Raw genomic sequence first — 22,573 nt, 5'->3', positions numbered from 1 at the left:
CACCCGGACCACCCCACCCCGCCTCTGCCCGCCCTGCTGCACCCGACCGACCAGCCGGTGCCCACCGCCACCCTCGCCGCCCGCCTTGACCTTCACTCCGCGAGGCGCCGCACCCGGGCGACCACCCGTGCCCCGCCCCTCCCTGCGCCGTCGTCACCGGCATGAACCCCCGCCCCGAGAGCGTCAACAACCCTGCAGGCCAATACAGCTAGGGCTTCTGGCTCCGGAACCAGCGGGCGGCGCCGGGGTGCATCGGGACGGCGCCGGTGGCGATGCCGGTCCGCACGTTGATCTGCGCCGCCTCGGGGCGGGTGCGGGCCATGGCAGGGGCCTTGTCGAAGACGGTCCCGGTGACGGCCTCGGCGATGTCGTCCGGGAGGTCGGCGCGGGCCAGCAGCACATTGGGCACGCTCAGCGTGCGGACCGGCCGGACGCCCCGGTAGGCGGTGCCGGACAGGGTGCCCGGGTAGTAGACCTCCGGGCGGGAGTCGGCCATCCGGTCGGCCTCCCGCTGCAGGTCGACGGCGCGCAGCGGGAACCGCTCGGCCAGGCCGACGATGGCCGGGGTGGGCACCCCGGTCAGCGAGAACATGGCGTCGATCCGGCCCGCCTCCAGCTCCTCGGCGGAGCCCGCCTGGTTCAGCAGCAGCGGCTCGATCTCCACACCGGTCAGCTCGGCCAGCCGGCGCACCGTGTACTCGGTCCCGGAGTCCTCCGCGCCCAGGGACGCCCGGCCGCCGTCCAGGTCGGCCAGCTCCCGGACCTCGGAGTCGGCCGGGACCATGAGGTGCAGGTAGCTGTCGTAGAGCCGGCAGAGCGCGGCCACGCCGGCGGTGTCGGGGTCGAACGCGTCCAGGCTGGTCGGGCCGATGTCGGCCTCCCCCTCGGCGAGCAGCCGCAGGTTGTCGCTGGAGGCGTGCGTCGCCAGGGTGTCGATCTCGATGCCGGGCAGCACGTCGCGCAGGTACCCGGCGAGGGCGCCGCCGATCTCCCGGAACACCGCGCCGCGCGGGCCGGTGGCGATGGTCAGCCGCTCGACCCGCGCCGCGCCCCGGCGGGCGCACCCCTCCGCGCCCGCGGCCACCCCCGCCGCGCCCGCCAGCGCGCCGAGCAGGACCGCCCTCCGCGGGAGGCCCCCCGCTCGCTCCGCCGACCCCATCCGGCCAGGATAGACGCCCGCCCGGGGGCGGACCGGGCCTGGATCACCCTCCCCCGCGATGCGGGTCACATGCGCACGAGTGAACGCACTGCGAATTCATTCGACCACGCTCCGGAGTGGAATGTCAGGAGAATCCCAAGTTCCCGCCCGATGTTTGCCCTGCGGCGCGTCCGTGACGAGCATCACTCCAGGTTGTGACGGACGCGCCGGACCCCCGCGGTGCCCCGCTCCGGCCGTGCACCCCGACACGGAAGAAGGCAGAGGAACATGTCCCCCAGCAGCAGAGACCCGGGCTCCCCCCGCCCCGGATCCGCGGGCCCGACGGACGCGCCGGCCCCCGCCGAGCAGGCCGGCGCCGAGACGCGCGGCGGCGGGGAGGGGCGGCTGGTCGTCAAGATCGCCTCCCTGCTCGCCGGCGTGGTGGCGGCCGCACTGCTCGTCATGGTGCTGCCGGACTCGCTGTCCGCCGAGGGCAAGATGACCGCCGCCGTGGCCCTGCTGATGGCGGTCTGGTGGGCGACCGAGGCGATCCCGCTCCCGGCGACCGCGCTGGTCCCGCTGGTGCTCTTCCCGGTCCTGAACGGGGCCGACATCGGCGACGTGGCCGCCCCCTACGCCAGCGACATCATCTTCCTGTTCATGGGCGGGTTCATGCTCGCGCTGGCGATGCAGCGGTGGAACCTGCACCGGCGCATCGCGCTGACCATCGTCGCGGCCGTGGGCACCAGCCCCACCATGCTCATCGCCGGGTTCATGATCGCCACCGGCTTCATCACCATGTGGGTGTCGAACACCTCCACCGCGGTGATGATGCTGCCGATCGGCGTCGCGGTGGTCGGCATGGTCGCCCAGCTGCGGGACGGGAAGACCGACCCGAACTTCGCCACCGCGCTGATGCTCGGCATCGCCTACTCCTCCTCGATCGGCTCGGTGGCGACCCTCATCGGCACCCCGCCGAACGCGCTGATGGTCGGCTACCTCGCCGAGGAGCAGGGCATCCAGATCGGCTTCGGCCAGTGGATGATGGTCGGCCTGCCGCTGGCCGCGGTGTTCATGGTGATCGCCTGGTTCGTGCTGACCAAGGTGGTGTTCCCGCCCGCGATCAAGAAGCTGGAGGGCGGCCGCGAGCTGATCCGCGGCGAGCTGCGCGCGATGGGGCCGGCCTCCACCGCGGAGAAGCTGGTGCTGCTGGTCTTCGTCAGCGCCGCCGCGGCCTGGGTGGGCATTCCGCTGCTGGCCGACAGCGCGGTCGGCGGGGCGCTGCCCTGGCTGGCCAACATCAGCGACGCCGGGATCGCGATGACCGTCGCGGTGGTGCTGTTCATCATCCCGGCCGGCGGCGGGGAGCGGAAGCGGCTGCTGGACTGGGAGACCGCGGTGCAGCTGCCGTGGGGCATCCTGCTCCTGTTCGGCGGCGGCCTGAGCCTGTCCAAGCAGTTCAGCGACACCGGGCTGAGCGAGTGGATCGGCCAGATGGTCGGCGGGCTGACCGGGATCCCGACGTGGCTGCTGATCCTGTTCGTGGCCGCCCTGGTCCTCTTCCTCACCGAGCTGACCAGCAACACCGCCACCGCCGCGACGTTCCTGCCGGTGATGGGCGGCGTCTCGGTCGGAATGGGCATGGACGTGATGGTGCTGATCCTGCCCGCGGTCATCGCGGCGACCATGGCGTTCATGCTCCCGGTCGGCACCCCGCCGAACGCGATCGTGTTCGGCTCGGGGAACGTGACCATCCAGCAGATGATGCGCGGCGGCCTGATCCTCAACCTGACCGCGCTGGTGCTGATCATGGCGCTGATGTACACGATCGCCGGGCAGGTGCTGGGCTTCAGTCTCTAGTCCGGCACCGGACCCCTCCGACCACAGAACGGGCCACCCCCTCCCGGCCCTTCCCACAGCGGCACCCGCGCGCCCCTCCCAATCCCTGCGCGCGGGTGCCGCCTTCTTTCCCCTCCCTGGTCCGGTTTCCGGCTCGGTGGTCAGTCGGTGCGGACGCAGTCGATGTAGGGGCGGGCGTAATCGGGGGCGGGGAAGGAGGCCAGCGCCCGGGCCAGGGCCTCCAGGGTGGTGGCGGCCAGCGCGATGCTCGGATCGATGCGGTTGCCGGCCTGGTACGGCTTGTCGGACTCTTCCCGGTAGGACAGCAGCCAGGTCGCGCGGTGCTCGGTGTGCAGCGCGACGAAGGCGTTGTAGTCGGGGGCCACGCCGGGGACGCAGCGCGAGGGCGGGACCTCGGGTGCGGCGGGCGGGGCGTCGGGCAGGCGGCGGAGGCCGCGCGCGTGCCGGGGCGGGGGCCCGGGGTTGGGCAGCACGCCCAGGACCGGGACCACGAGCAGGATGAACACGGACAGCAGGTTCCACAGGGTGGGGAAGCGCTCCCCATCGCGATGGTGGATACCATGACACATGTCGTCACCTCGGTGTGAGAGTCGGGTGATGGCCACGCCCTCGGACGGCCCATACCGTCGCGAGGGTTTTTCGATGGATTCACCATCACCGCGAGCCACCACCGATATCCACATATCGCTGCTGTCCTCGAAAAACAGCTATACCCATCGATGGAAGCCGATAGAATATCGATAAAAGGTGGTGATCAATGACCTCCACTGAAGACGCCGCTCACGGGTTCGGTGACGACTTGCGTCGTTTCCGCAGGCAGAGCGGGTTCTCACAGCAGCAGTTGGCCGACGCGATCCCGATGTCCCAGTCGATGATCAGCGATATCGAGCGCGGTCGGGTAGCCCCGAAATGGGAACATGTCGAACGAATCGACCGCGTGCTCACCACACGCGGACGCGTGGCGGCCTCCTGGAAACTCCGTTTCAACGCCCATCAAGTCCCCCCTTGGGTCAAGGAGGTCTCGCAGCTAGAACAGCGAGCCGCGTGCATCCGGGACTACCATCCCCTCGTCGTGCCCGGACTCCTCCAGACAGAGGCCTACGCCAGGGCCACGATCCGCGCCGGGAACATGAACGCCACACCAGAGCAGGTCAACGCCCTGGTGGCTTCGCGCCTGGAGCGGCAGCGGATACTGGCCTCCCCGGCCGCTCCCCGGTACACGGCGGTCATCGACGAGACCGTGCTCCTGCGCCCCACCGGCGGGGAGCAGGTGATGAAAGAGCAGATCGATCACCTCGTCGCCGCATCGAGCAGTGAGCGCACAGAGGTACTGACCGTTCCGCTGAAAACGAAGATGCATCCAGGGCTGGACGGCCCCTTCCGCCTGCTGAGCGTCCCCGACCTCGGGGACGTCCTGTGGCGGGAGGTCCGGCGGGCAGGCGGGCCGGTGGAGAACCCCGATCATGTCGCCGAGCACGTGAGCCTGTTCGCCGACATCCTCGGCTCCGCGCTCCCCGCCGAAGAGTCCCTGTCCCTGATGAAGCAGATCAGAGGAGAACTACCGTGAGTCATCAGCGAGCCTGGCACACGGCCACCTACTCGACGGGCGAAAGCAACTGCGTCGAGGTCGCCGAAGGCCCCACCACCGCCGTTCGCGACACCCGCAACCGCCACCTCGGCCACCTCACCTTCCCCTCGGCCGAGTGGGCCGCCTTCATCGACGCGGTCAAGGCCGACCGCTCCTGATCTCGTCCTCCCTCGACCGCCCCGTCAGCTCAGGTTGAGCCAGATGGCGACCGCTTCCTCCGTGCCCTGGTTGGAAATGCGGTGCGGGGTGGTCGACGGGTAGGCGATCGAGTCCCCCGGGTGCAGCTCGTAGCTCTCGAAACCCACGTCCACCGTGAGCACGCCGCTCACCACGTTCCCGATCTCCCGGCCCCGGTGCCGCACGTACTCGGCGTTCCTGCTGGAGTAGGCGCCCGGCGGGTACACCGACTCGAAGTAGTTCATCCCCGGCACGTTCTCCGGGGTCAGCCTCCGGTAGCGCACCCCCTGGTCCAGTTCCAGGGTGGCGGCCTCGTCCCGGCGGGTCACCGCGACGCCGTCGGCGGTGGTCGGCACCGGCTCCGCGTGCCCCCAGTGCGGCCCCGGCGATGACCCCAGCGGCGCACCGGCCGCCGACCCCTCCCGCTCCCCCGCGCTCTCGTCCGCGAAGACCGAGGCCATCGGTACGTCCAGCTCGGTCATGATCTGGTACAGCCGGGTCACCGACGGGCGCATCTTGCCCCGCTCGATCTGGGAGAGCGCGCTGGCGCTGATCCCGAGCCGCTGCGCGAGCGCGCGCAGGGACAGCCCGCGCTCCGTCCGCAGCTCCCGGATGCGCTCGCCGAAGCGCTGCTCGTCGAAGTGCACGGGCACGGAGGGCGCTGAGGTCTGGTCCATGGCGCTGTTAAGTATAGGTTGCCATGTCGTGAAGCCATTGCTTTATTTTCCGTGAAGTAATAGCTTCACAGTCGTGTCGGACATCACACTGCCCGCCGCGACCGGGGAGGACCCCATGCGCATCCTGCTGGTCAACGTCAACACCTCCGAGGCCGTGACCGGGGCGCTCGCCGCCCAGGCCCGCGCCGCCGCCCGCCCGGGCACCGAGATCGAGGCGCTGACCCCCTACTTCGGCCCGGAGTCGGTCGAAGGCCACTTCGAGAGCTACCTCTCCGCCGTCGCGGTGATGGACCGCGTCGTCGCCTACGACCGCCCCTACGACGCCGTCGTCCAGGCCGGCTTCGGCGAGCACGGCCGGGAGGGCCTGCAAGAGCTGTGCACCGTCCCGGTGGTCGACATCACCGAGGCCGCCGCGCACACCGCGAGCCTGATCGGGCACCGCTTCACCGTGGTGACCAGCCTGGACCGGGCGGTCCCGCAGATCGAGGGGCGGCTGGCGCTGGCCGGGCTGGACGGCCGGTGCGCCTCCATCCGCGCCACCGGGCTGGGCGTGCTGGAGCTGGAGGCCGACCGCGGCGCCGCGCTGCGCGCCGTCGCCGAGCAGGCCCGGATCGCCGTCGAGCAGGACGGCGCCGACGTGGTCTGCCTGGGCTGCGGCGGCATGGCCGGGCTGGCCGAGGCGGTCCGCGAGGCCACCGGCGCCCCGGTGGTGGACGGCGTCGCGGCCGGCATCGCGCTGGCCGAGTCCCTGGTCGGCCTCGGCCTGAGCACCAGCAAGGTGCGCGGCTACGCCCTGCCCCGGCCGAAGGCGGTCGCGCACTGGCCGCTGAGCCGGGCCATCGGCCTCGGCCGCCCCGCCGGCGAACGCGCCGCGGACCGCGCCGGCCGCACGAACGGCACCGCCCTCCCGTCCTGACCCGGCCGGGCCGCCCTGCAGCGCACGCCCCGGCCCGACCCCGTCCCCTCGGAGACCGCCACCTGGATCCACCCCGGACCACCCGGAGAAAAGCGAGGCACCCCCATGGACGCGTCCACGCCTCCCCGCGCCGCCGGCGAGCGGCCGGGCGGCCACCTCCTCGAAGAATCGATCCTGCCCACCTGGCTCAACCAGCGGCCGATCTCGCTGTGGGGGTTCATCTGGATCTGGGTCGGCCTGGCCGTCGTCATCGTGACGTTCCAGTACGGCGCCAACGGCGTCGAGGGCGGCATCCCCCTGCCGCTGGTCATGCTGACGGTGTTCGCCGCCACCATGGCGCTCTCGGTGATCATGACGATGACCGCCGACATCGGCACCGAGCACGGGCTGTCGTTCGCGGTCTACCTGCGCGCGCCGTTCGGCACCGTCGGCACCCACTTCCCCTCGGTCTCCCGGGGCATCGTCGCCGCCTGCTGGTTCGGCATCCAGACCTACCTCGGCGCGCTGGCCGTCAACGGCCTGGTGGAGTACTGGACCGGGTTCTCCTCCTGGCCGCTCTGGTACGCCGTCTTCCTCGCCGTGCAGATCGCCAACGTCGCCCTGGGCATCAAGGCGGTGGAGCGGCTCGCCTCCATCGCGGCCCCGTGCATCCTGGCCATCTCGGTCTGGATGTACTTCACCCTGGACGGCATCGCCGACCTGGAGGGCACCAACATCTGGACGTTCGCCGCCGAGGGCGACACCACGCTGGTGGCGTTCTTCCTGGTGAACATGGTGGTGTGGGCGCCGCTGGCGGTGGACATCCCCAACATCACCCGGTTCGCCGCCACCTTCCCGGGCGAGCGCCGGTTCCTCCGCCGCAACCGCAACATCGTCGCCGCCCAATTCGTCGTGCTGCCGCTGATGCAGGCCTGGATCGCGTTCATCGGCGCGGTGTCGTTCATCGTCACCGGCGTCTGGAACCCGATCGAGGTGATCCAGGGGCAGAGCACCGGGTTCGTGCTGGGCGTGCTGCTGGTGATGATCGTGCTGGCGCAGTGGTCCACCAACACCGCCGCCAACGTGGTGCCCGCCGCGCTGAACTTCATCAACGCCGCGGCGCCGCACCTGTCCTACCGGATGGGCGTGGTGCTGGCGGGGGCGGTCGGCACCGCGGTGATGCCGTGGCTGCTGCTGGACAACCTGTTCACCTTCCTCGGCTACTACGGCGGCTTCATCGCGGGGATCGCCGGGATCATGATCGCCGACTACTTCGTGCTGCGCCGCCGCCGGCTGAACGTGCCCGACCTGTACCGGGCCGACGGCCAGTACCGGTACCTGCGCGGCATCAACCCGGCGGCGCTGATCGCCTGGCTGGCCGCCTCCGGGCTCGCCCTGCTCTGGCCCGAGTACGCCTACGTCATCGGCTTCCCGGTGGCCTTCGCCGCCTACCTGGTGCTGATGAAGGCCTGGATCCTGCGCCGCTTCCCGCAGGCCGAGATCGGCGCCGCCGACGGGCCCGGCGGCGACCGCGACGCCTACCTGGGCACCAGCGCCGGCGTCAGCTGGGTGCACGACGCCCGGAGCGGCGAATTCTCCCGGGTCGCCGCCGCCGACCTGCCCGAGCGCGACGCCTCCCGCTCCGACATCTGATCCCCCGCACCGCTCCCGCACCAGTGAGGTCCCGATGAGCAACGACACCACCGCCGCCGGCGGCCCGGCCGGGCCGCCGACCGCACCGGATCCCGCACCGGCTCCCGCGCCGGTTCCCGGACCGGGCGCCGCGACCGGCGGCCCCGACCTCTCCGTCCGCGACCCCGACCCGGGCCTGTACAACGAGGACCTCGCGCCGCTGCCCCGTGCCAAGCGCTCCTGGGGCGCGTTCGAGATCTTCAACGTGTGGACCAACGACATCCAGAGCCTGTTCGGCTACACCCTGGCCGCGACCCTGTTCATCTCCTCCGGGCTGAACGGGTGGGCGGTGTTCGCCGGGATCGTGCTGTCCGGGCTGATCGTGATGGTCCTGTGCGACCTGGTCGGCCGGCCCAGCGTGCGGTACGGGGTGCCCTACGCGGTGCTGGCGCGGGCGAGCATGGGCGTGCGCGGCACCCAGTTCCCCACGCTGATCCGCGGCGTCACCGCGATGTTCTGGTACGGCGCGCAGACCTACTTCGCCTCCACCGCGGTCGCGCTGCTGATCACCGCGCTGTTCGGGCCGGGGCCGGAGGGGACCTTCCTCGGCCTGTCCGCGGTGGGCTGGACCGCCTACATCGCGGTCGCCCTGTTCCAGCTGGCGCTCTTCGGCAAGGGCATGAGCTGGATCGGCACCTTCTTGAACTGGGCCGGGCCGGCGGTGTACGCGGTGATGTTCGGCCTGATGGCGGCCATCTGGGTGATGGCCGGGAGCGACCTCCTGTCCGAGCTGGGCACGGTGTTCGCCGGCTCGGGCGAGCCGGAGGGCGGGACCGTGGCGGCGTTCTCCGCGGTGGTCGGCACGATGACCGCCTACTTCGCCGCCGTGGTGGTCAACTACGGCGACTTCTCCCGGTTCGTCCGCACCGAGCGCTCGATGCGGATCGGCAACCTGCTCGGCCTGCCGGTGAGCCTGGCGGTGTTCTCCTTCCTCACCCTGGTGATCACCGCCGGCACCTCGGTGCTCTACGGGGAGGCGCTGACCAACCCGGCCGACATCGTGGACCGGGTGGACAACGTCTGGCTGACCGTGACCGCGGCGCTGACCTTCTTCGTCGCCACCGTCGGCATCAACCTGGTGGCCAACTTCGTGCCGCCCGCCTACGGCCTGGCCAACCTGATGCCGTCCCGGATCAGCGCGCGCACCGGCGGGCTGATCACCGCGGCGGTCGGCTTCGTGATCGGCGCGCTGTGGGTGGCGTTCATCGAGGACATCGGCATCTCCGCGTTCGTGGACACGCTCGGCGCGGTGCTCGCCCCGCTGTACGGCATCATCGTCGCCGACCTCTACCTGATCCGCCGCGGCCGGCTGAACCTGGACGCCCTGTACTCGGCCGCCCCCGACGGCGAATACCACTACGCCAAGGGCTGGAACACCCGGGCGCTGGCCGCGTTCCTGCTCGCCTCGGTCTTCTCGGTGACCGCCCTGTGGACCCCGGCCCTGGCCGACTGGTCCGGCTTCACCTGGCTCTTCGGCGCCCTCCTCGGCGGAGCCCTGCACATCCTGCTGATGCGCCGCCTGCGCACCCCGGCCCCGGCCGACCACTCCTGACCCGCCAGAGCGGACCGGCCCCCGGACGCACCCGCGCCGGAGTCCGGCCCGCCGGTATGTCGGGGCCCTGAGTGTCGGCGCCTTCCCGGAGAATGCCGGGCATGACGACTCCCCTGCACCACGCCCTGAACTACGTGGAGATCACCGTCACCGACCTGGACGAGGCCAAGCGCTTCTACACCGAGGCGTTCGGGTGGCGGTTCAACGACTACGGACCCGCCTACGCCGGCATCCAGGGCCCGGACGGCGGCGAGGTCGGCGGGCTGGCCCGCGGTGAGGATGTGCGCGGCGGCGGGCCGTTCGTGCTGCTCTTCTCCGAGGACCTGGACCGCTCGGTGGGGCAGGTGACCGCCGCAGGCGGGCGGGTGGTCAACGGCCCCTACGCCTTCCCCGGCGGCCGCCGGTTCCACTTCACCGACCCGAGCGGCAACGAACTGGGCGTCTGGGCCGCATCTTAGCGGGGCCCGGCCGGCCCGGCCGCCCCTCCTCTTCGCGTTGATCTTGGCCTCGTTGCCGTCTCGAATCCGGTGGTTTCCAGTGCCTGTCGCAACACCGCACACCAGGGGAGAGAAGGAGGACCGGCCAGTCGGTCCGGCGCCGCGCCCCACCGGGTGACGGCTCGAACCGGCGGCGACGGCGCAGGTGGGGGCGGGGTGCAGGCGTCGCCCGGGCGTCGGGCCCCACGGGGTGAGGGTTCAAACGGGCGGCGAGGGCGGGAGGGCGTGCCGGCTGGTCGGTCGGGCGCGGCAGAGCGGGTCGGGGCGGTCGAGGCGGGCCGGGGCGGCGGGTTCGCCGTTCCCGCGCCGCCCAGGCGCCGAGGCTGGCTGCCCCCGAAACCGCTGCCCCTCTCTGACCTGGCCGAATACGCAGGGTGATGGCAGTGAGGGGCACCCTGCGCACCGCGAGAGCACCCCGGTGATTCCCGGACGCGCATCCCGGCCCGGATCGGCCCCCGAGAGGCCCGGATCGCCCTGATCGGGCCGGTGATCGGGGGTTCGAGCCGCCCGCAAGGCCGTAAAGCAGGGGGCCGGAAGCCGGGGAGGGGCGGTGCGGGGGTGAGATGTCGTTTTTGTTCTCTCGAGAAGCCCCGTTTGGCCACTCTGGGTGATCGGCGCGGGGGCGGTGGGGGCTTCGGGGCTCACTACTCGCTGGTAGATGTAATCGGGGTGCTCTCGCGGTGCGCAGGCCGCCCCTGCCTCCGCCCGATACCTGCCGCAAACCCGGCATAGGGGATAAGGCCCCCTGGTGGGCGCGGGCCGGGCCGGTGAACGCGGCGCCCGGCCCCCTCCCGCCCTCGCCGCCCGTTTGAACCCCCGCCCCGTGAGGCGCCGCGCCCGACCGACCAGCCGGTCCCCACCGCCGCCGTCGCCGCCGGTTTGAACCCCCGCCCCGTGGAGCGCCGCGCCCGGGTGAGGCCTGCACCCCGCCCCTACCTGCGCCGTCGCTGCCCGCCTGAACCCCCGCCACGCGAGACGCCGCGCCCGGGCGGGGCACCTCCCGTCTCTCTCCACCTCTCCGAGTTTCTCGTTTTCCTCGTTGCAGCAGCCGCTTGGGAGAGGTGAAGGTCAGGAAGGGGTGGTGGGCGGGACGAACCAGGCGTCGGTCTCGTCGGCGGCCGCCTGTGCGTGGCGGATGCGGCGGAGCACCCGGTCGCTCATCCGCGGCAGCTCGCCGGGGGCGAACCAGCCGGCGTCCAGGGACTCGTCCTCGTCCAGCCTGATCTCGCCGCCCACCGGGCGGCAGCGGAACGCCACGTCCATGAACTGCACGACGTCGCCGTTGGCATAGGTGAACGGCGGCTCGGTGACCACGCTGACGATCCGCTCCGGCACCGCGCGGATCCCGGTCTCCTCGAAGATCTCCCGGGTGAGCGCCTGCGCCGGCTGCTCGCCCGGCTCCAGGATGCCGCCCGGCGGAGCCCACGACCCGTCGTCGGCCCGCTTGTGCAGCAGGACCGAGCCGTCCTCGGCGATGACCACACCGGTCACCCCCATCAGCCACAGCGGCTCGTGCCCGATGTGCTTGCGCAGCTCGCGGATGAACTCAGGGGTCGGCATGGCGCCGACACTATCCGCCGCGCACGGCCCGCCGGACCACCGGCCGAGCCACCGGCCGAGCCATCGGCCGAGCCATCGGCCAAGCCATCGGCCGGGGCGGCGGCCGGAGCGGCGGGAGTGCTCCGCCCGGCGGCGAGTGGCGTCCCGGAGGCCGGTTCACCCCCGCTGCGGGGAAGGGCGTACGGTTCTCCGGGCGGACCGCCGCCCGCTGTGCAGGAGACGGACGGAGCGGCGCCACTCGCCGGAGCGGGCCGCCGCCCACGGAAGGCCGACCGGCCGGGCGCCGCCCGCCGGGGCGGGGAAGGGCCCGGTCTCCGGGAGCGGGCCCGGCGGGGTGCGTCCGCCGCCCGCCGCCGCCCCCCGGGGACGGGCCGGCCGCACCCGGGAGGCGTCCGGGAGAGGGCGCCGGGAGGCGTCAGGGAGAGGAGCACCGACCATGGCCGCACCGCCGCGACTGTTCCACGTGGGCGGGGTGATCGCCGACGTCGTGCTGGAGGTCGACGCGCTGCCCGAGCCCGGCGGGGACGCCCTCGCGACCTCGTCGCGGACCCTGCCCGGCGGCGGGTTCAACGTGATGGCGGCCGCCGCGCGCTCCGGGATGCCGGTCGTCTACGGCGGCGCGCACGGCACCGGCCCCTACGGCGACATGGCCCGGGAGGCGCTGCGCGCCGAAGGCGTCGCCGTGGCCCACCCGCCCAAGCCCGGCCTCGACACCGGTTTCTGCGTGGCGCTGGTGGACGCCTCCGCCGAGCGGACCTTCGTCACCAGCCTGGGGGCGGAGAGCGAGCTGACCCTCGGCGAACTGCGCGCGCTCCGCCCCGCCCCGGGCGACTTCGCCTACGCGGTCGGCTACTCGCTGCTGCCCGCGCCGCACGCCGCCGACCTGCTCACCTGGATCGCCGGGCTGCCCCCGGAGGTGCGCCTGGTCTTCGACCCCGCCCCGGTGGTCGGCGAGATCCCCGGCGACGCGCTGGCCGCGGTGCTCGCCCGGACCGACGTGCTCAGCCTGAACGCCCGCGAGGCCGCGGCCGCCGCCGGCACCGGGGACGCCGAGCGGGCCGCCGCGCTGCTCACCGGGCGGATCCGGGCGGGCGGGACCGTGGTGCTGCGCGACGCGGCGGCCGGCTGCCTGGTGGCGGAGGAGGGCTCCGCCCCGGTCCGGGTGCCCGGGTTCCCGGTGCGGGCGGTGGACACCAACGGCGCGGGCGACGCGCACGTCGGGGTCTTCACCGCGGCGCTGGCCGGCGGCCTGGACCCGGTCCGGGCGGCGCACCGGGCCAACGCCGCCGCGGCGGTCTCCGTCACCCGCCGGGGGCCGGGCACCGCGCCGGGCGCGGCGGAACTCGACCGGTTCCTCGCCGACCGCACCGCCCCGGACCGCACGGCTCCGGCCCGGTGAACTCCGGGCGTGCCGCGCCATGAACACCGGGCGGCCGGACGGGCCCGGCCCCGTATTGGCCCGCCCCGGCCCTGTGATCCCGGGGCGCGCCGCGCCATGATGGCCGGATGGCCGAACAGACCGTGATCCGCACCGCCCGACCCGAGGACCACGCCCGCATCACCGCCGTCGCCGACGACTGGTGGGGGCGGCCGGTCAGCGGGATCCTGCCCCGGCTCTTCCTGGACCACTTCCACCCGACCAGCCTGGTCGCCGACGCCGGGGAGGAGCTGGCCGGCTTCGTCATCGGGTTCTTCTCCCCCGGCGACGGGCGGACCGCCTACATCCACTTCACCGGGGTCGCGCCGGACCAGCGCCGCACCGGGCTGGCCCGCGAGCTCTACCGGCGCTTCTTCGACCTGGCGAAGGCGGACGGCCGGACCCGCGTGCACGCGGTCACCGCGCCGTTCAACACCGGCTCCATCGCCTTCCACACCGCGATGGGCTTCACCGCCTCCGACCCGATCCCCGACTACGACGGCCCCGGCCTGGACCGGGTCCGCTTCGAGCGCCCGCTGTAGGCCTCCTCAGGAGCGAACGTAGACCAGGGAGTACCGCCAGTACAGGTGCCGGCGGATCCGGGCGCCCGGGAGGGTGCGGCCGGCCTCGGCGGCGATCTCGTGCAGGGTGGCCTGCGGGTCGGTGACCCGCATGTCCGACAGGTAAGCGGGGTCGGGCACCCCGGTGAGCAGGCGGCCGAGTTTGAGGCCGGCGGCCGTGGCCCACTGGCCGGGGAGGGCGGCCAGGGACGCGGCCCGGTCGGTGGCGGTGTCCTCGCGGTACAGGCCGAGGACTGCGAGCACCCCGCCCGGGGCGAGGGCGGCGTCCAGCCGGCGCAGCGAGTCGCCGAGCGGCATGTGGTGCAGCGAGGCGATGGCCGAGATGAAGTCGTAGGCGCCGGGCTCCAGGTCGATCCCGGAGAGCGGGGCCGCGGTGTAGTGCACGTCCAGCCGGGCGGGGGTGCGCTCGCGGGCCGTGCCGAGGGCGGCGGCGTCGGGGTCGATCGCGTCGACCTCCAGGCCGCGCAGGGCGAGCCGCCGGGCGAAGCGGCCGTCGCCGCAGCCCACGTCCAGCGCCCGCCGCGCCCCCGGCGGGACGTGCCGGAGCAGCATGTCGTGGTAGTGCGCGTTGTGGTTCCAGGCGAAGTCCCGGTAGCGCAGACCGTACATCCGGGGAGCGGCCACGGGGCGCCGTCCTCTCGTTCGCGTCGTCGGCCGAGTGGGGAGGCCGGCGGTCCGCGCGGGCGGGTCCTCGGGGCGCCCCGGAGTCGGAGTGCATCGGGGCGGAGCCCGCGCGGCACGGGAGCGGCGGCCCTGCACCGGCAGGGTAGGCGATCGGCGGCCGGGACCGGTGTCCGGGGCGGCCGGGGCGTCTGCGGCCGGTCCGCCTCGGCGGCGCGCGGCAGGGCAGCACCGCGCTCCGGCCCGCGGCGGACGGCGGGGGCGGGCCGGGGGTGCGGAGCGGCCTCAGCCGGCCTGCTTAGACTCCAGGGCCTCCATGGCGCTGACCGCGACCTGGACGGTGCGGTGCACCGGGACCTGCCGGTGCAGGCCGACCAGGCGGACGACCTTGGTCACCCGGTCGTTCGGGGCGGCCAGCGCGAGGCTGCCGCCGCGCTCCTTGACCGCGCGGTAGATGTGGATCACCGCGTTCAGCCCGCTGGAGTCCATGAACTCCAGCGCGGAGAGGTCGAGGACCAGCCACGGCCCGTGCTCCTGCACGGCCGCCAGGACATGCTCCTGGAGGTCGCCGGCGGTCGCTATGTCGAGGTCGCCTTCGACCGTGACGATCACGGTGCGGTCGTCGACCCGGGTTTCCAGCCCAAGCCTGTGCACGTTGTCTCCTCCCAGCCCCACACGACGTGAGGGGTCCCCGACGCACGCATCGCGCCCCGGGGAGCGGTCTTGTACGGCGCCCTGCCGGAGCGGTTCGAGGGGCCGCCTCCGGTGTCCCGCCGTCGATGGTGCGTCAATCCCTGACCACCCACGGTATTAGCCGAGCGGCCTCTCGGGAATGCCGATGCTCAAGATATTTTCGACCATGAGTCGCGAAACAAACCGGAGAACGGATGTGGCCTGTGCCATCCCGCCTCGTCAGGACGGGTCCGACCGGTCCGCTCCGCGGCCTTCGCCGGTCTCCGCCCACTTCTCCGCGAAGGTCCGGAGCAGCTTTTCGGCCCCCAGTGTCGCGGTGAGCGATCCGGTCCGCACCGCCTCCTCCAGCCCGGGCAGCTCGGCCCGGACCCCGGGGTCGCGCAGCAGCCGGTCGAAGAGGCGCTCCCGCACCTGCGACCACATCCAGTCCACCTGCTGCCGGCTGCGCTGCTCGTCGAAGGCGCCGGTGCGCTCCAGCGCGGCCCTGTGCTCCTGGACCGCCGCCCACACCCCGTCCAGCCCGGTCCCGGTGAGGGCGCTGCAGGTGAGCACCTTGGGCCGCCACTCCTCGTGCACCGGGCGGAGCAGCCGCAGCGCCCGGGAGAGCTCCCGGGCGGCCTTGCGCGCGTCGGCCTCGTGCGGGCCGTCGGCCTTGTTCACCGCGACCACGTCGACCAGCTCCAGCACGCCCTTCTTGATGCCCTGCAGCTGGTCGCCGGTGCGGGCCAGGGTGAGGAAGCAGAAGCAGTCCACCATGCCGGCCACGGTCACCTCGGACTGGCCGACGCCGACCGTCTCCACCAGCACCACGTCGAACCCGGCGGCCTCCATCAGCACCATCGTCTCCCGGGTGGCCCGGGCGACCCCGCCCAGCGTGCCCGCGGTGGGCGAGGGGCGGACGAACGCGGCCGGGTCCACCGACAGCCGCTCCATCCGGGTCTTGTCGCCCAGGATGGAGCCGCCGGTGCGGGTCGAGGAGGGGTCCACCGCCAGCACCGCGACCCGGTGGCCGTCCGCGGTCAGCCGCGACCCGAGCGCGTCGATGAAGGTCGACTTGCCGACCCCGGGCACCCCGGTGATGCCGACCCGGTGCGCCTTGCCGGCGTGCGGCAGCAGCCGGACCAGCAGCTCCTGGGCCCGCTCGGCGTGGTCGGGGCGCCGCGACTCGACCAGGGTGATGGCGCGCGCCAGCGTCGCCCGGTGCCCGGCGAGCACCCCCTCGGCCAGCGCGTCCACGTCGATCTCGCGCCGCACCCCGATCAGCCCCCGGCCGCCGCGTCCGCGGCGGACGGCTCGTGGCCCAGGCCCTCGGCGAGCCGGTCCAGCAGCTCCACCGCGGCCTCGGCGATGACCGTGCCGGGCGGGAAGATCGCCGCGGCGCCCGCCTCGTACAGCGCGTCGAAGTCGGCGGGCGGGATCACCCCGCCGACCACCACCATGATGTCCTCCCGCCCCTGGGCGGCCAGCGCCTCGCGCAGCGCCGGGACCAGGGTGAGGTGCCCGGCGGCCAGCGAGGAGACCCCGATGATGTGCACGTCGGCCTCGGCGGCCTGCGCGGCGACCTCGTCGGGGGTCTGGAACAGCGGGCCGACGTCGACGTCGAAGCCGAGGTCGGCGAAGGCGGTCGCGATGACCTTCTGGCCGCGGTCGTGGCCGTCCTGGCCCATCTTGGCCACCAGGATGCGGGGGCGGCGGCCCTCCTGCTCCTCGAAGTCTCCGACCCGCTCGGCGACGGCGTCCATCGCGCGCACGCCCCCCTTCGACCCGGCGGCCTCGTCCCGGTACACCCCCTGGATGGTACGGATCTGCCCGGAGTGCCGGCCGAAGACCCGCTCCATCGCGTCGGAGATCTCCCCCACCGTGGCCTTGGCGCGGGCCGCGTCCACCGCGGCGGCGAGCAGGTTGTGCTCCAGGGTGTCGCCGCCGGAGGCGCGGGACGCCGCCTCGGTGAGCCGGTCCAGCGCGGCCCGGGTCTCGCCCTCGTCCCGCTCCTCGCGGAGCCGGCGCAGCTTCTCCAGCTGCTCGGCGCGGACCTTGCTGTTGTCCACCTTGAGCACGTCGATCTCGTCCGGGGTGTCCGGCCGGTACTTGTTCACCCCGATCACCGGCTGGCGGCCGGAGTCGATCCGCGCCTGGGTGCGGGCGGCCGCCTCCTCGATCCGCATCTTGGGGATGCCGGCGTCGATCGCGGCCGCCATCCCGCCGGCCTCCTCCACCTCGCGGATGTGCGCGCGGGCGCGCAGCGCCAGGTCGGCGGTGAGCCGCTCGACGTAGTGGCTGCCGCCCCACGGGTCGATCGCGCGGGTGGTGCCGGACTCCTGCTGGAGCAGGAGCTGGGTGTTGCGGGCGATCCGCGCGGAGAAGTCGGTGGGCAGCGCCAGCGCCTCGTCCAGCGCGTTGGTGTGCAGCGACTGGGTGTGCCCCTGGGTGGCGGCCATCGCCTCCACGCAGGTGCGCACCACGTTGTTGAACACGTCCTGGGCGGTCAGCGACCACCCGGAGGTCTGGGAGTGGGTGCGCAGCGAGAGCGACTTGGGGTTCTCCGCGCCGAAGCCGTCCACCAGCTCGGCCCAGAGCAGCCGGGCCGCGCGGAGCTTGGCGACCTCCATGAAGAAGTTCATCCCGATCGCCCAGAAGAAGGAGAGGCGGGGGGCGAACCGGTCCACGTTCAGCCCGGCGTCCCGGCCGGCCCGGATGTACTCCGCGCCGTCGGCCAGGGTGTAGGCCAGCTCCAGGTCGGCCGTGGCCCCGGCCTCCTGCATGTGGTAGCCGGAGATGGAGATGGAGTTGAACCGGGGCATCCGCTGCGAGGTGTAGGCGAAGATGTCGGAGATGATCCGCATCGACGGCCGCGGCGGGTAGATGTAGGTGTTGCGGACCATGAACTCCTTGAGGATGTCGTTCTGGATGGTCCCGGCCAGCTTCTCCGGCGGCACCCCCTGCTCCTCGGCGGCGACGATGTAGAGCGCCATCACCGGCAGCACCGCGCCGTTCATGGTCATCGACACGCTCATCCGGTCCAGCGGGATGCCGTCGAACAGCTGCCGCATGTCGAGGATGGAGTCGATCGCCACCCCGGCCATGCCCACGTCGCCGGCGACCCGGGGGTGGTCGGAGTCGTAGCCGCGGTGGGTGGCCAGGTCGAAGGCGACCGACAGGCCCTTCTGCCCGGCGGCGAGGTTGCGCCGGTAGAAGGCGTTGGACTCGGCCGCGGTGGAGAACCCGGCGTACTGCCGGACGGTCCACGGCTGGTTGACGTACATGGTGGGGTAGGGGCCGCGCAGGTAGGGGGCGATGCCCGGGTAGCCGGAGGGGAAGTCCAGCCCGGCCCGGTCGGCCGGGGTGTACAGCGGCTTGACGCCGATCCCCTCGGGCGTCTCCCAGACCAGCGCGTCCGGGCCCTTGCCGGTCGCCGCGGCCAGCGCCTCGGCCCACTCGGCGGCGGAGCCGCCCGCGGCGGCCGTGCCGCCCGGGTCGACCGTGCTGAAGTCGGGGATCTCCCCGCCGGGTCTCATCTGCCCACCCCCAGTGCGTCGTGCAGCCCGGCCAGCAGGCCGAGCGCGTCGGATCCGGTGTGCAGGAAGTCGTCCACACCGGCGGCGGCGTACTCCTCGACCGGTCGGCCGGCCAGCAGCACCCGGGTGGCGCCGGCCTTCTTCAGCGCGGCGGCCGCCCGCGCCGCCTCCTCCGCGTAGACCGCGTCGCCGGAGCAGAGGCAGGCGACGCCGGTCCCGCTGCCGGCGAACGCGCGGGCCGCCTCTTCGGCACCGCCGGTGCTCTCTCCGCCGACCGGCTCGATCCCGCCGGCCCGGAGCAGGTTGGCGGCGAACGAGGCGCGCGCGGTGTGCGCCGCGACCGGGCCCAGCGTCGCCAGGAACACCCGGGGGCGGGCGCCGGTCGCCTCCAGGTGGGCGTCGGAGCGGTCCCGCAGCTCCTCGTACTCCTGGGCGTAGCGGCGGGCGGGCAGCGCGGTGGCCGGGTCGGCGGCGGGCGGGGCGGCCGGCGCCGGGCGGCGGGCCGGCGGCACCCCGTCGGCCTCGGGGAACTCGCTGACCCCGGTGATCGGGTCGGTGCGGTGCGCGATGGCGCCGCGGCGGCGCTCCCAGACCTCGTCGACCCGTTCCCGGAGCAGGCCGGAGGAGAGCGCGGCGGCCATCCCGCCGGCCGCCTCCAGCTCCTGGAAGAACGCCCAGCCGCGGTCGTACAGGTCGGCGGTGAGCCGCTCGACGAAGAACGACCCGCCCGCCGGGTCGATCACCCGGGCCAGGTTGGACTCCTCGATCAGCAGCGCCTGGGTGTTGCGCGCGATGCGCCGGGCGAAGTCGTCCGGCAGGCCCAGCGCCGCGTCGAACGGGCGCACGGTGACCGCGTCGGCACCGCCCACCCCGGCGCCGAAGCAGGCCAGGGTGGTGCGGAGCATGTTCACGTAGGGGTCGCGGCGGGTCATCATCGCCGCGGAGGTGACCGCGTGCAGCCGCATCGACCGGTGCTCGCCGTCCAGCCCGCAGACCTCGGTGACCCGGGACCACATGGCGCGGGCGGCGCGCAGCTTGGCGATGGTGAGGAACTGGTCGGCGGAGGCGGCCAGCCGGAACTCCAGCCGTCCGGCGGCCTCGGCCAGGTCCAGTCCGGCGGCGGTGAGCGCGCGCAGGTAGGCGACGCCGGCGGCCATCGCCGCGCCGAGCTCCTGGGCCTCCGAGCCGCCGGCGTCGTGCACCGGGGAGGCGTCGGCGGTCATCAGCCGGAGCCGCGGGTGGCGGGCGGCGCGGCCGGCGGCGTACTCCGCGGCGGTGGCGGTGTCCGCCGGGGCTCCGGTGCGCGCGGCGGTGCCCAGCGGGTCGATGCCCAGGGAGCCGGCGACCGCCGAGTCCGGGGCCTCCCGCTCCGCCCAGACCGCGAGCAGTTCGTCGGCGGCCTCCCGGTACTCGGCGCCGGCGTCCAGCGCCACCGGGGCGAAGTCGAGGTAGACGTCGGTGAGGGCCTCGCGGATGCCGGAGACCGGGAGGGCGCCCTCGCCGACCCGCAGCCACAGCGCCCCGACCCCGTTCTCCAGGTCGGCCAGGATCGCCTTGCGGGCGGCGGGCGGGTCGGGGTCGGCGTGCAGCTGCCGGACCTCCCAGCCGTCCGGCAGCGGGCCCTGCGGGCGGCCGCCCCGGGTGAACGGGGCGAGCCCGGGGTACCCGGAGTCGAGGCCGTCCTCCCCGGTGTAGAGCGGGCTGATCTCGATCCCGTCGTAGGTCGCCGAGGCGAGCAGCGCCTCGGGTTCGGACCCGGTGCCGTCCGGGTCGATCCCGCTCTTCTTCAGCACCCCTGCGACCAGCGTCCGCCACTGCTCCCGCGACGCGGCGGGGAACCCGTCGCCCAGCGGCCGCGCCTCGCCGCCGGGGCCCTGACTCTCCGGCTTGTCCATACCTCGAGATGCTATAGACCCCGGTGCCGCCGGCCTGAGACCGGGGTCACCCCCTGTGTCCTGGGCCACGCCTCCGTGTCCCGGGCCACGCCTTCCGGGGCGCACCCGGGCGGCCCGGCTGAGCGCGGCGGACGCGGGCGCCCGGGCCTCCGGCACCGGCACTGCGCCACCGGGCCCCGGACCGCCGGCGGCCCGCGGCCCGGGGCCTTCTCCCCTCCCCGGGGCGCACGGCGGGCCGGGCCCCTCCTCCGCCGTTCCGGTACCCGTGCCGGTTCTCGGGCGGACCGGCGCGGGCGGACCGGCGCGGACGGCCGCAGGGGCGGAGCGCCCCGCGCTATCCGCCGTCCGGACCGGGGGCGAAGACGAAGCGCTGGCGGTCGTGGACCACCATGGCGTACCCGTCGTCGGTGACCGCCTCCACGTAGGAGTCCAGGCCCTCGGCGGCCACGTCCATCGTGGCGGCCTCCAGCACCACCTGAGGGGATTCCGCCTCGTCGGTGCCGCGCGCGTCGCCGTAGACGTAGCCGCCGGCGGCGAAGGCCGGCGACAGCCCCGCCTCGTCCTCACGGAACTCCCACAGCTCCTCGCCGTCGGCGACGTCCACCGCGATCAGCGGGACCTCCCCGCTGGCCTGCGGGAGGAGCAGGGTGCCGGTCTCCGCGTCGAAGCGGTCGCCGGCCGCGTCCGGCGGGGCGAAGTCGCCGGGGGCGGGGTTGGCGCCGGGCTCGGGGAGGGTCCAGGCGATCTCGCCGGTGCGCGCGTCGTGCATGGCCAGCAGGGACGGCTCCTCCGGCAGGGACCAGCGGACCAGGACCGCGTCCCGCTCCGGGGCGTCCCCGGCGCCGTCCCCGGTGGCCTCCGCCTCCTCCGGGGAGGCGTCCTCCCCGCCCTCCTCGGCGGGGATCGGGAAGGCTCCGAGGACCTGCGGGCGGGGGCGCGGCACGGTGTCCGCGCCGAGCAGCCCGGGGTCGTCCCCGGCGAAGCTCCACAGCAGGTCGCCGGGTTCGGGGGCGCCGCCGTCCTCTTCTCCTTCCGGTCCTTCCGGGGCCTCCCCGGCGGCGCGGGCCTGGAGCAGCCCGGCGCCGTCGTCGAGCAGGAGCGCGCCCCCGACCGCGCCGACCGGCACCCCGTGCCGGTCCGGGTCGGCGCCGCCCTCGGGGAGCGCGCCCTCGGAGGGCGGTGCGGAGTCGCCGCCGCCTTCCTCCGCGCCGCCGTCCTCCGCGGCGCCATCCTCCGCGCCGCCGCCCGGCGCCTCCTCCTCGGGGCCGCCGGCCTCGGCGGGCCCGGTGAACTCGTACTCCCAGAGCCGCTCGCCGTCCGGGTCCTCCACCTCGAAGCCGCCGTAGGGATCGTCCGGGGTCCAGCCCTCGGGGCGCCGGACCACCAGGCCGGAGAGGTAGACCTCGCGCTCGCCGCCCTCCCAGAGCACCTCGCCCCGGTCGTCCAGGACGGTGCCCCCGGCACCGCCGGCGCCGCCGGTGCGCAGCACGGGCGGCCCGCCCGGTTCGGGCCCGGGCGCGAAGCCGTCGACGCGCGCCTCCCCCTCCCACAGCACTTCGCCGTCGGAGGCGCGCTGCACCATGTGCCGCTCCTCGGCGTTCGAGCTGACCAGGAAGGAGCCGCCGAAGGCGGTGATGCGCACCCCGCCCGGCTCGCCGAGGAGCCCGGGGGCCTGCCCTCCGGGGCCGTGCAGGTAGCGGACGGGCTCCGGGCCGACGCCGGGCGGCCGGTCCCCCTCGAACGAGGTGGGCAGCGGCGCCGGGGAGGGGTCCGGCGGGGGCTCCTCGCCCCGGGGCGTGCACGCGCCCGCCGCCGCGGCCAGCACGGCCCCGGCGACCAGCACCGGCGCCGACCGCCGCGTGGTGCGCATGGCGACTCCCTCGGACGACTCTCCGTAGGAGGAATCCTAGATCGCCGCCGCCGCACTGAACACGCCCCGGACGCAGCTCCCCCGCCCCGCTCCTGGGCGTTGTTCTCGGCGCCGTCGCCGTCTCGACCGGCCGACCGGTCGGGCGCGGCGCCCCGCAGAGCGAAGGTTCAGACCGGCGGCGACGGCAGCGGTAGGGGCGGGGCGCAGGCGGTCGCCCGGGCGCGGAGCCCCACGGGGCGGAGGTGGTCGCCCGGGCGCGGCGCCTCGCGGAGTGCAGGTTCAAGCGGGCGGCGAGGGCGAGAAGGGGACCGGCTGGTCGGTCGGGTGCGGCATCCCGCAGAGCGA

General features: G+C 74.2%; 19 protein-coding genes. 9 read left to right on the top strand and 10 right to left on the bottom strand.

Translation table 11 applies throughout. The annotated features are described in order from the left end of the window. Positions 1-208: 208 nt before the first annotated feature. A complete protein-coding gene (locus D459_RS0127725) occupies positions 209-1,159 on the bottom strand; it encodes a TAXI family TRAP transporter solute-binding subunit (RefSeq protein ID WP_017596253.1) in 951 nt (316 codons plus the stop codon). A gap of 267 nt (positions 1,160-1,426) precedes the next feature. On the opposite strand from D459_RS0127725, the gene D459_RS0127720 reads away from it, so the two are divergent. Then, the gene (locus tag D459_RS0127720) at positions 1,427-2,998 is read left to right on the top strand and encodes an SLC13 family permease (RefSeq protein WP_017596252.1); all 1,572 of its coding nucleotides are present in this window, start codon (positions 1,427-1,429) and stop codon (positions 2,996-2,998) included. Positions 2,999-3,138: 140 nt separating this feature from the next. Here D459_RS0127720 and D459_RS0127715 read toward each other — a convergent pair whose 3' ends face one another. Beyond that, the gene (locus D459_RS0127715; RefSeq protein WP_241485142.1) at positions 3,139-3,567 is read right to left on the bottom strand and encodes a hypothetical protein; all 429 of its coding nucleotides are present in this window, start codon (positions 3,565-3,567) and stop codon (positions 3,139-3,141) included. A 188-nt stretch (positions 3,568-3,755) separates the two neighbouring features. On the opposite strand from D459_RS0127715, the gene D459_RS0127710 reads away from it, so the two are divergent. Together D459_RS0127710 and D459_RS0127705 are read left to right on the top strand one after the other, a co-directional pair. Next, entirely contained in the window at positions 3,756-4,565 is an 810-nt protein-coding gene (locus D459_RS0127710) for a helix-turn-helix domain-containing protein (RefSeq protein ID WP_017596250.1), read from the top strand. Continuing rightward, the gene (locus D459_RS0127705; protein WP_017596249.1) at positions 4,562-4,744 is read left to right on the top strand and encodes a DUF397 domain-containing protein; all 183 of its coding nucleotides are present in this window, start codon (positions 4,562-4,564) and stop codon (positions 4,742-4,744) included. Before D459_RS0127710 ends, D459_RS0127705 begins: the two co-directional genes overlap by 4 nt. Before the next feature lie 24 nt (positions 4,745-4,768). On the opposite strand, the gene D459_RS0127700 is transcribed toward D459_RS0127705, so the two are convergent. Continuing rightward, the gene (locus D459_RS0127700; RefSeq protein WP_017596248.1) at positions 4,769-5,440 is read right to left on the bottom strand and encodes a helix-turn-helix domain-containing protein; all 672 of its coding nucleotides are present in this window, start codon (positions 5,438-5,440) and stop codon (positions 4,769-4,771) included. 115 nt (positions 5,441-5,555) lie between these two features. On the opposite strand from D459_RS0127700, the gene D459_RS33095 reads away from it, so the two are divergent. The 4 genes from D459_RS33095 (at position 5,556) to D459_RS0127680 (ending at position 10,037) form a co-directional block, all read left to right on the top strand. Then, the gene (locus tag D459_RS33095; RefSeq protein ID WP_017596247.1) at positions 5,556-6,356 is read left to right on the top strand and encodes an aspartate/glutamate racemase family protein; all 801 of its coding nucleotides are present in this window, start codon (positions 5,556-5,558) and stop codon (positions 6,354-6,356) included. A gap of 105 nt (positions 6,357-6,461) precedes the next feature. After that, a complete protein-coding gene (locus tag D459_RS0127690) occupies positions 6,462-7,988 on the top strand; it encodes an NCS1 family transporter (protein WP_017596246.1) in 1,527 nt (508 codons plus the stop codon). Between the two features lie 34 nt (positions 7,989-8,022). Further along, on the top strand, positions 8,023-9,579 hold the full coding sequence (locus D459_RS0127685) for an NCS1 family nucleobase:cation symporter-1 (RefSeq protein ID WP_017596245.1): 1,557 nt from the start codon (positions 8,023-8,025) through the stop codon (positions 9,577-9,579). A gap of 101 nt (positions 9,580-9,680) precedes the next feature. Then, on the top strand, positions 9,681-10,037 hold the full coding sequence (locus D459_RS0127680; RefSeq protein WP_017596244.1) for a VOC family protein: 357 nt from the start codon (positions 9,681-9,683) through the stop codon (positions 10,035-10,037). Positions 10,038-11,144: 1,107 nt separating this feature from the next. Here the strand turns inward: D459_RS0127680 and D459_RS0127675 are convergent. Continuing rightward, positions 11,145-11,636, bottom strand: a complete 492-nt coding sequence (locus D459_RS0127675; RefSeq protein WP_017596243.1) for an NUDIX hydrolase — start codon at positions 11,634-11,636, stop codon at positions 11,145-11,147. Between the two features lie 436 nt (positions 11,637-12,072). Between D459_RS0127675 and D459_RS0127670 the strand changes: the two genes are divergently transcribed. Further along, positions 12,073-13,035 (top strand): PfkB family carbohydrate kinase, encoded by a 963-nt coding sequence (locus D459_RS0127670; RefSeq protein WP_017596242.1) that lies wholly within the window; start codon positions 12,073-12,075, stop codon positions 13,033-13,035. Between the two features lie 107 nt (positions 13,036-13,142). Further along, positions 13,143-13,595, top strand: a complete 453-nt coding sequence (locus D459_RS0127665; protein ID WP_017596241.1) for a GNAT family N-acetyltransferase — start codon at positions 13,143-13,145, stop codon at positions 13,593-13,595. 6 nt (positions 13,596-13,601) lie between these two features. On the opposite strand, the gene D459_RS0127660 is transcribed toward D459_RS0127665, so the two are convergent. From D459_RS0127660 to D459_RS33090, 6 genes are all read right to left on the bottom strand, one after another. After that, entirely contained in the window at positions 13,602-14,243 is a 642-nt protein-coding gene (locus D459_RS0127660; RefSeq protein WP_017596240.1) for a class I SAM-dependent methyltransferase, read from the bottom strand. Between the two features lie 297 nt (positions 14,244-14,540). Further along, positions 14,541-14,909, bottom strand: a complete 369-nt coding sequence (locus tag D459_RS0127655; RefSeq protein WP_017596239.1) for an STAS domain-containing protein — start codon at positions 14,907-14,909, stop codon at positions 14,541-14,543. A gap of 258 nt (positions 14,910-15,167) precedes the next feature. Next, positions 15,168-16,202, bottom strand: a complete 1,035-nt coding sequence (gene meaB / locus D459_RS0127650; RefSeq protein ID WP_017596238.1) for a methylmalonyl Co-A mutase-associated GTPase MeaB — start codon at positions 16,200-16,202, stop codon at positions 15,168-15,170. 5 nt (positions 16,203-16,207) lie between these two features. Beyond that, the gene (scpA, locus tag D459_RS0127645) at positions 16,208-18,463 is read right to left on the bottom strand and encodes a methylmalonyl-CoA mutase (RefSeq protein ID WP_017596237.1); all 2,256 of its coding nucleotides are present in this window, start codon (positions 18,461-18,463) and stop codon (positions 16,208-16,210) included. Continuing rightward, a complete protein-coding gene (locus tag D459_RS0127640) occupies positions 18,460-20,358 on the bottom strand; it encodes a methylmalonyl-CoA mutase family protein (protein WP_017596236.1) in 1,899 nt (632 codons plus the stop codon). The genes scpA and D459_RS0127640 overlap by 4 nt, the downstream gene beginning before the upstream one ends. 334 nt (positions 20,359-20,692) lie before the next feature. Then, on the bottom strand, positions 20,693-22,228 hold the full coding sequence (locus D459_RS33090; protein WP_040711410.1) for a hypothetical protein: 1,536 nt from the start codon (positions 22,226-22,228) through the stop codon (positions 20,693-20,695). Positions 22,229-22,573 lie beyond the last annotated feature (345 nt).

This window comes from Nocardiopsis potens DSM 45234 (assembly GCF_000341105.1).
Taxonomy (GTDB): domain Bacteria; phylum Actinomycetota; class Actinomycetes; order Streptosporangiales; family Streptosporangiaceae; genus Nocardiopsis_A; species Nocardiopsis_A potens.
This window is presented reverse-complemented; position numbering and strand designations above follow the sequence as displayed.

Coding starts and splice junctions, on each gene's coding strand:
- D459_RS0127690 (WP_017596246.1), top strand. CDS start 6,462: ATGGACGCGTCCACGCCTCCCCGCGCCGCCGGCGAGCGGCCGGGCGGC.
- D459_RS0127660 (WP_017596240.1), bottom strand. CDS start 14,243: ATGTACGGTCTGCGCTACCGGGACTTCGCCTGGAACCACAACGCGCAC.
- D459_RS0127675 (WP_017596243.1), bottom strand. CDS start 11,636: ATGCCGACCCCTGAGTTCATCCGCGAGCTGCGCAAGCACATCGGGCAC.
- scpA (WP_017596237.1), bottom strand. CDS start 18,463: ATGAGACCCGGCGGGGAGATCCCCGACTTCAGCACGGTCGACCCGGGC.
- D459_RS0127715 (WP_241485142.1), bottom strand. CDS start 3,567: ATGTGTCATGGTATCCACCATCGCGATGGGGAGCGCTTCCCCACCCTG.
- D459_RS0127665 (WP_017596241.1), top strand. CDS start 13,143: ATGGCCGAACAGACCGTGATCCGCACCGCCCGACCCGAGGACCACGCC.
- D459_RS0127670 (WP_017596242.1), top strand. CDS start 12,073: ATGGCCGCACCGCCGCGACTGTTCCACGTGGGCGGGGTGATCGCCGAC.
- D459_RS0127700 (WP_017596248.1), bottom strand. CDS start 5,440: ATGGACCAGACCTCAGCGCCCTCCGTGCCCGTGCACTTCGACGAGCAG.
- D459_RS0127725 (WP_017596253.1), bottom strand. CDS start 1,159: ATGGGGTCGGCGGAGCGAGCGGGGGGCCTCCCGCGGAGGGCGGTCCTG.
- D459_RS0127680 (WP_017596244.1), top strand. CDS start 9,681: ATGACGACTCCCCTGCACCACGCCCTGAACTACGTGGAGATCACCGTC.
- D459_RS0127710 (WP_017596250.1), top strand. CDS start 3,756: ATGACCTCCACTGAAGACGCCGCTCACGGGTTCGGTGACGACTTGCGT.
- D459_RS33090 (WP_040711410.1), bottom strand. CDS start 22,228: ATGCGCACCACGCGGCGGTCGGCGCCGGTGCTGGTCGCCGGGGCCGTG.
- D459_RS0127720 (WP_017596252.1), top strand. CDS start 1,427: ATGTCCCCCAGCAGCAGAGACCCGGGCTCCCCCCGCCCCGGATCCGCG.
- D459_RS0127685 (WP_017596245.1), top strand. CDS start 8,023: ATGAGCAACGACACCACCGCCGCCGGCGGCCCGGCCGGGCCGCCGACC.
- D459_RS0127640 (WP_017596236.1), bottom strand. CDS start 20,358: ATGGACAAGCCGGAGAGTCAGGGCCCCGGCGGCGAGGCGCGGCCGCTG.
- D459_RS33095 (WP_017596247.1), top strand. CDS start 5,556: ATGCGCATCCTGCTGGTCAACGTCAACACCTCCGAGGCCGTGACCGGG.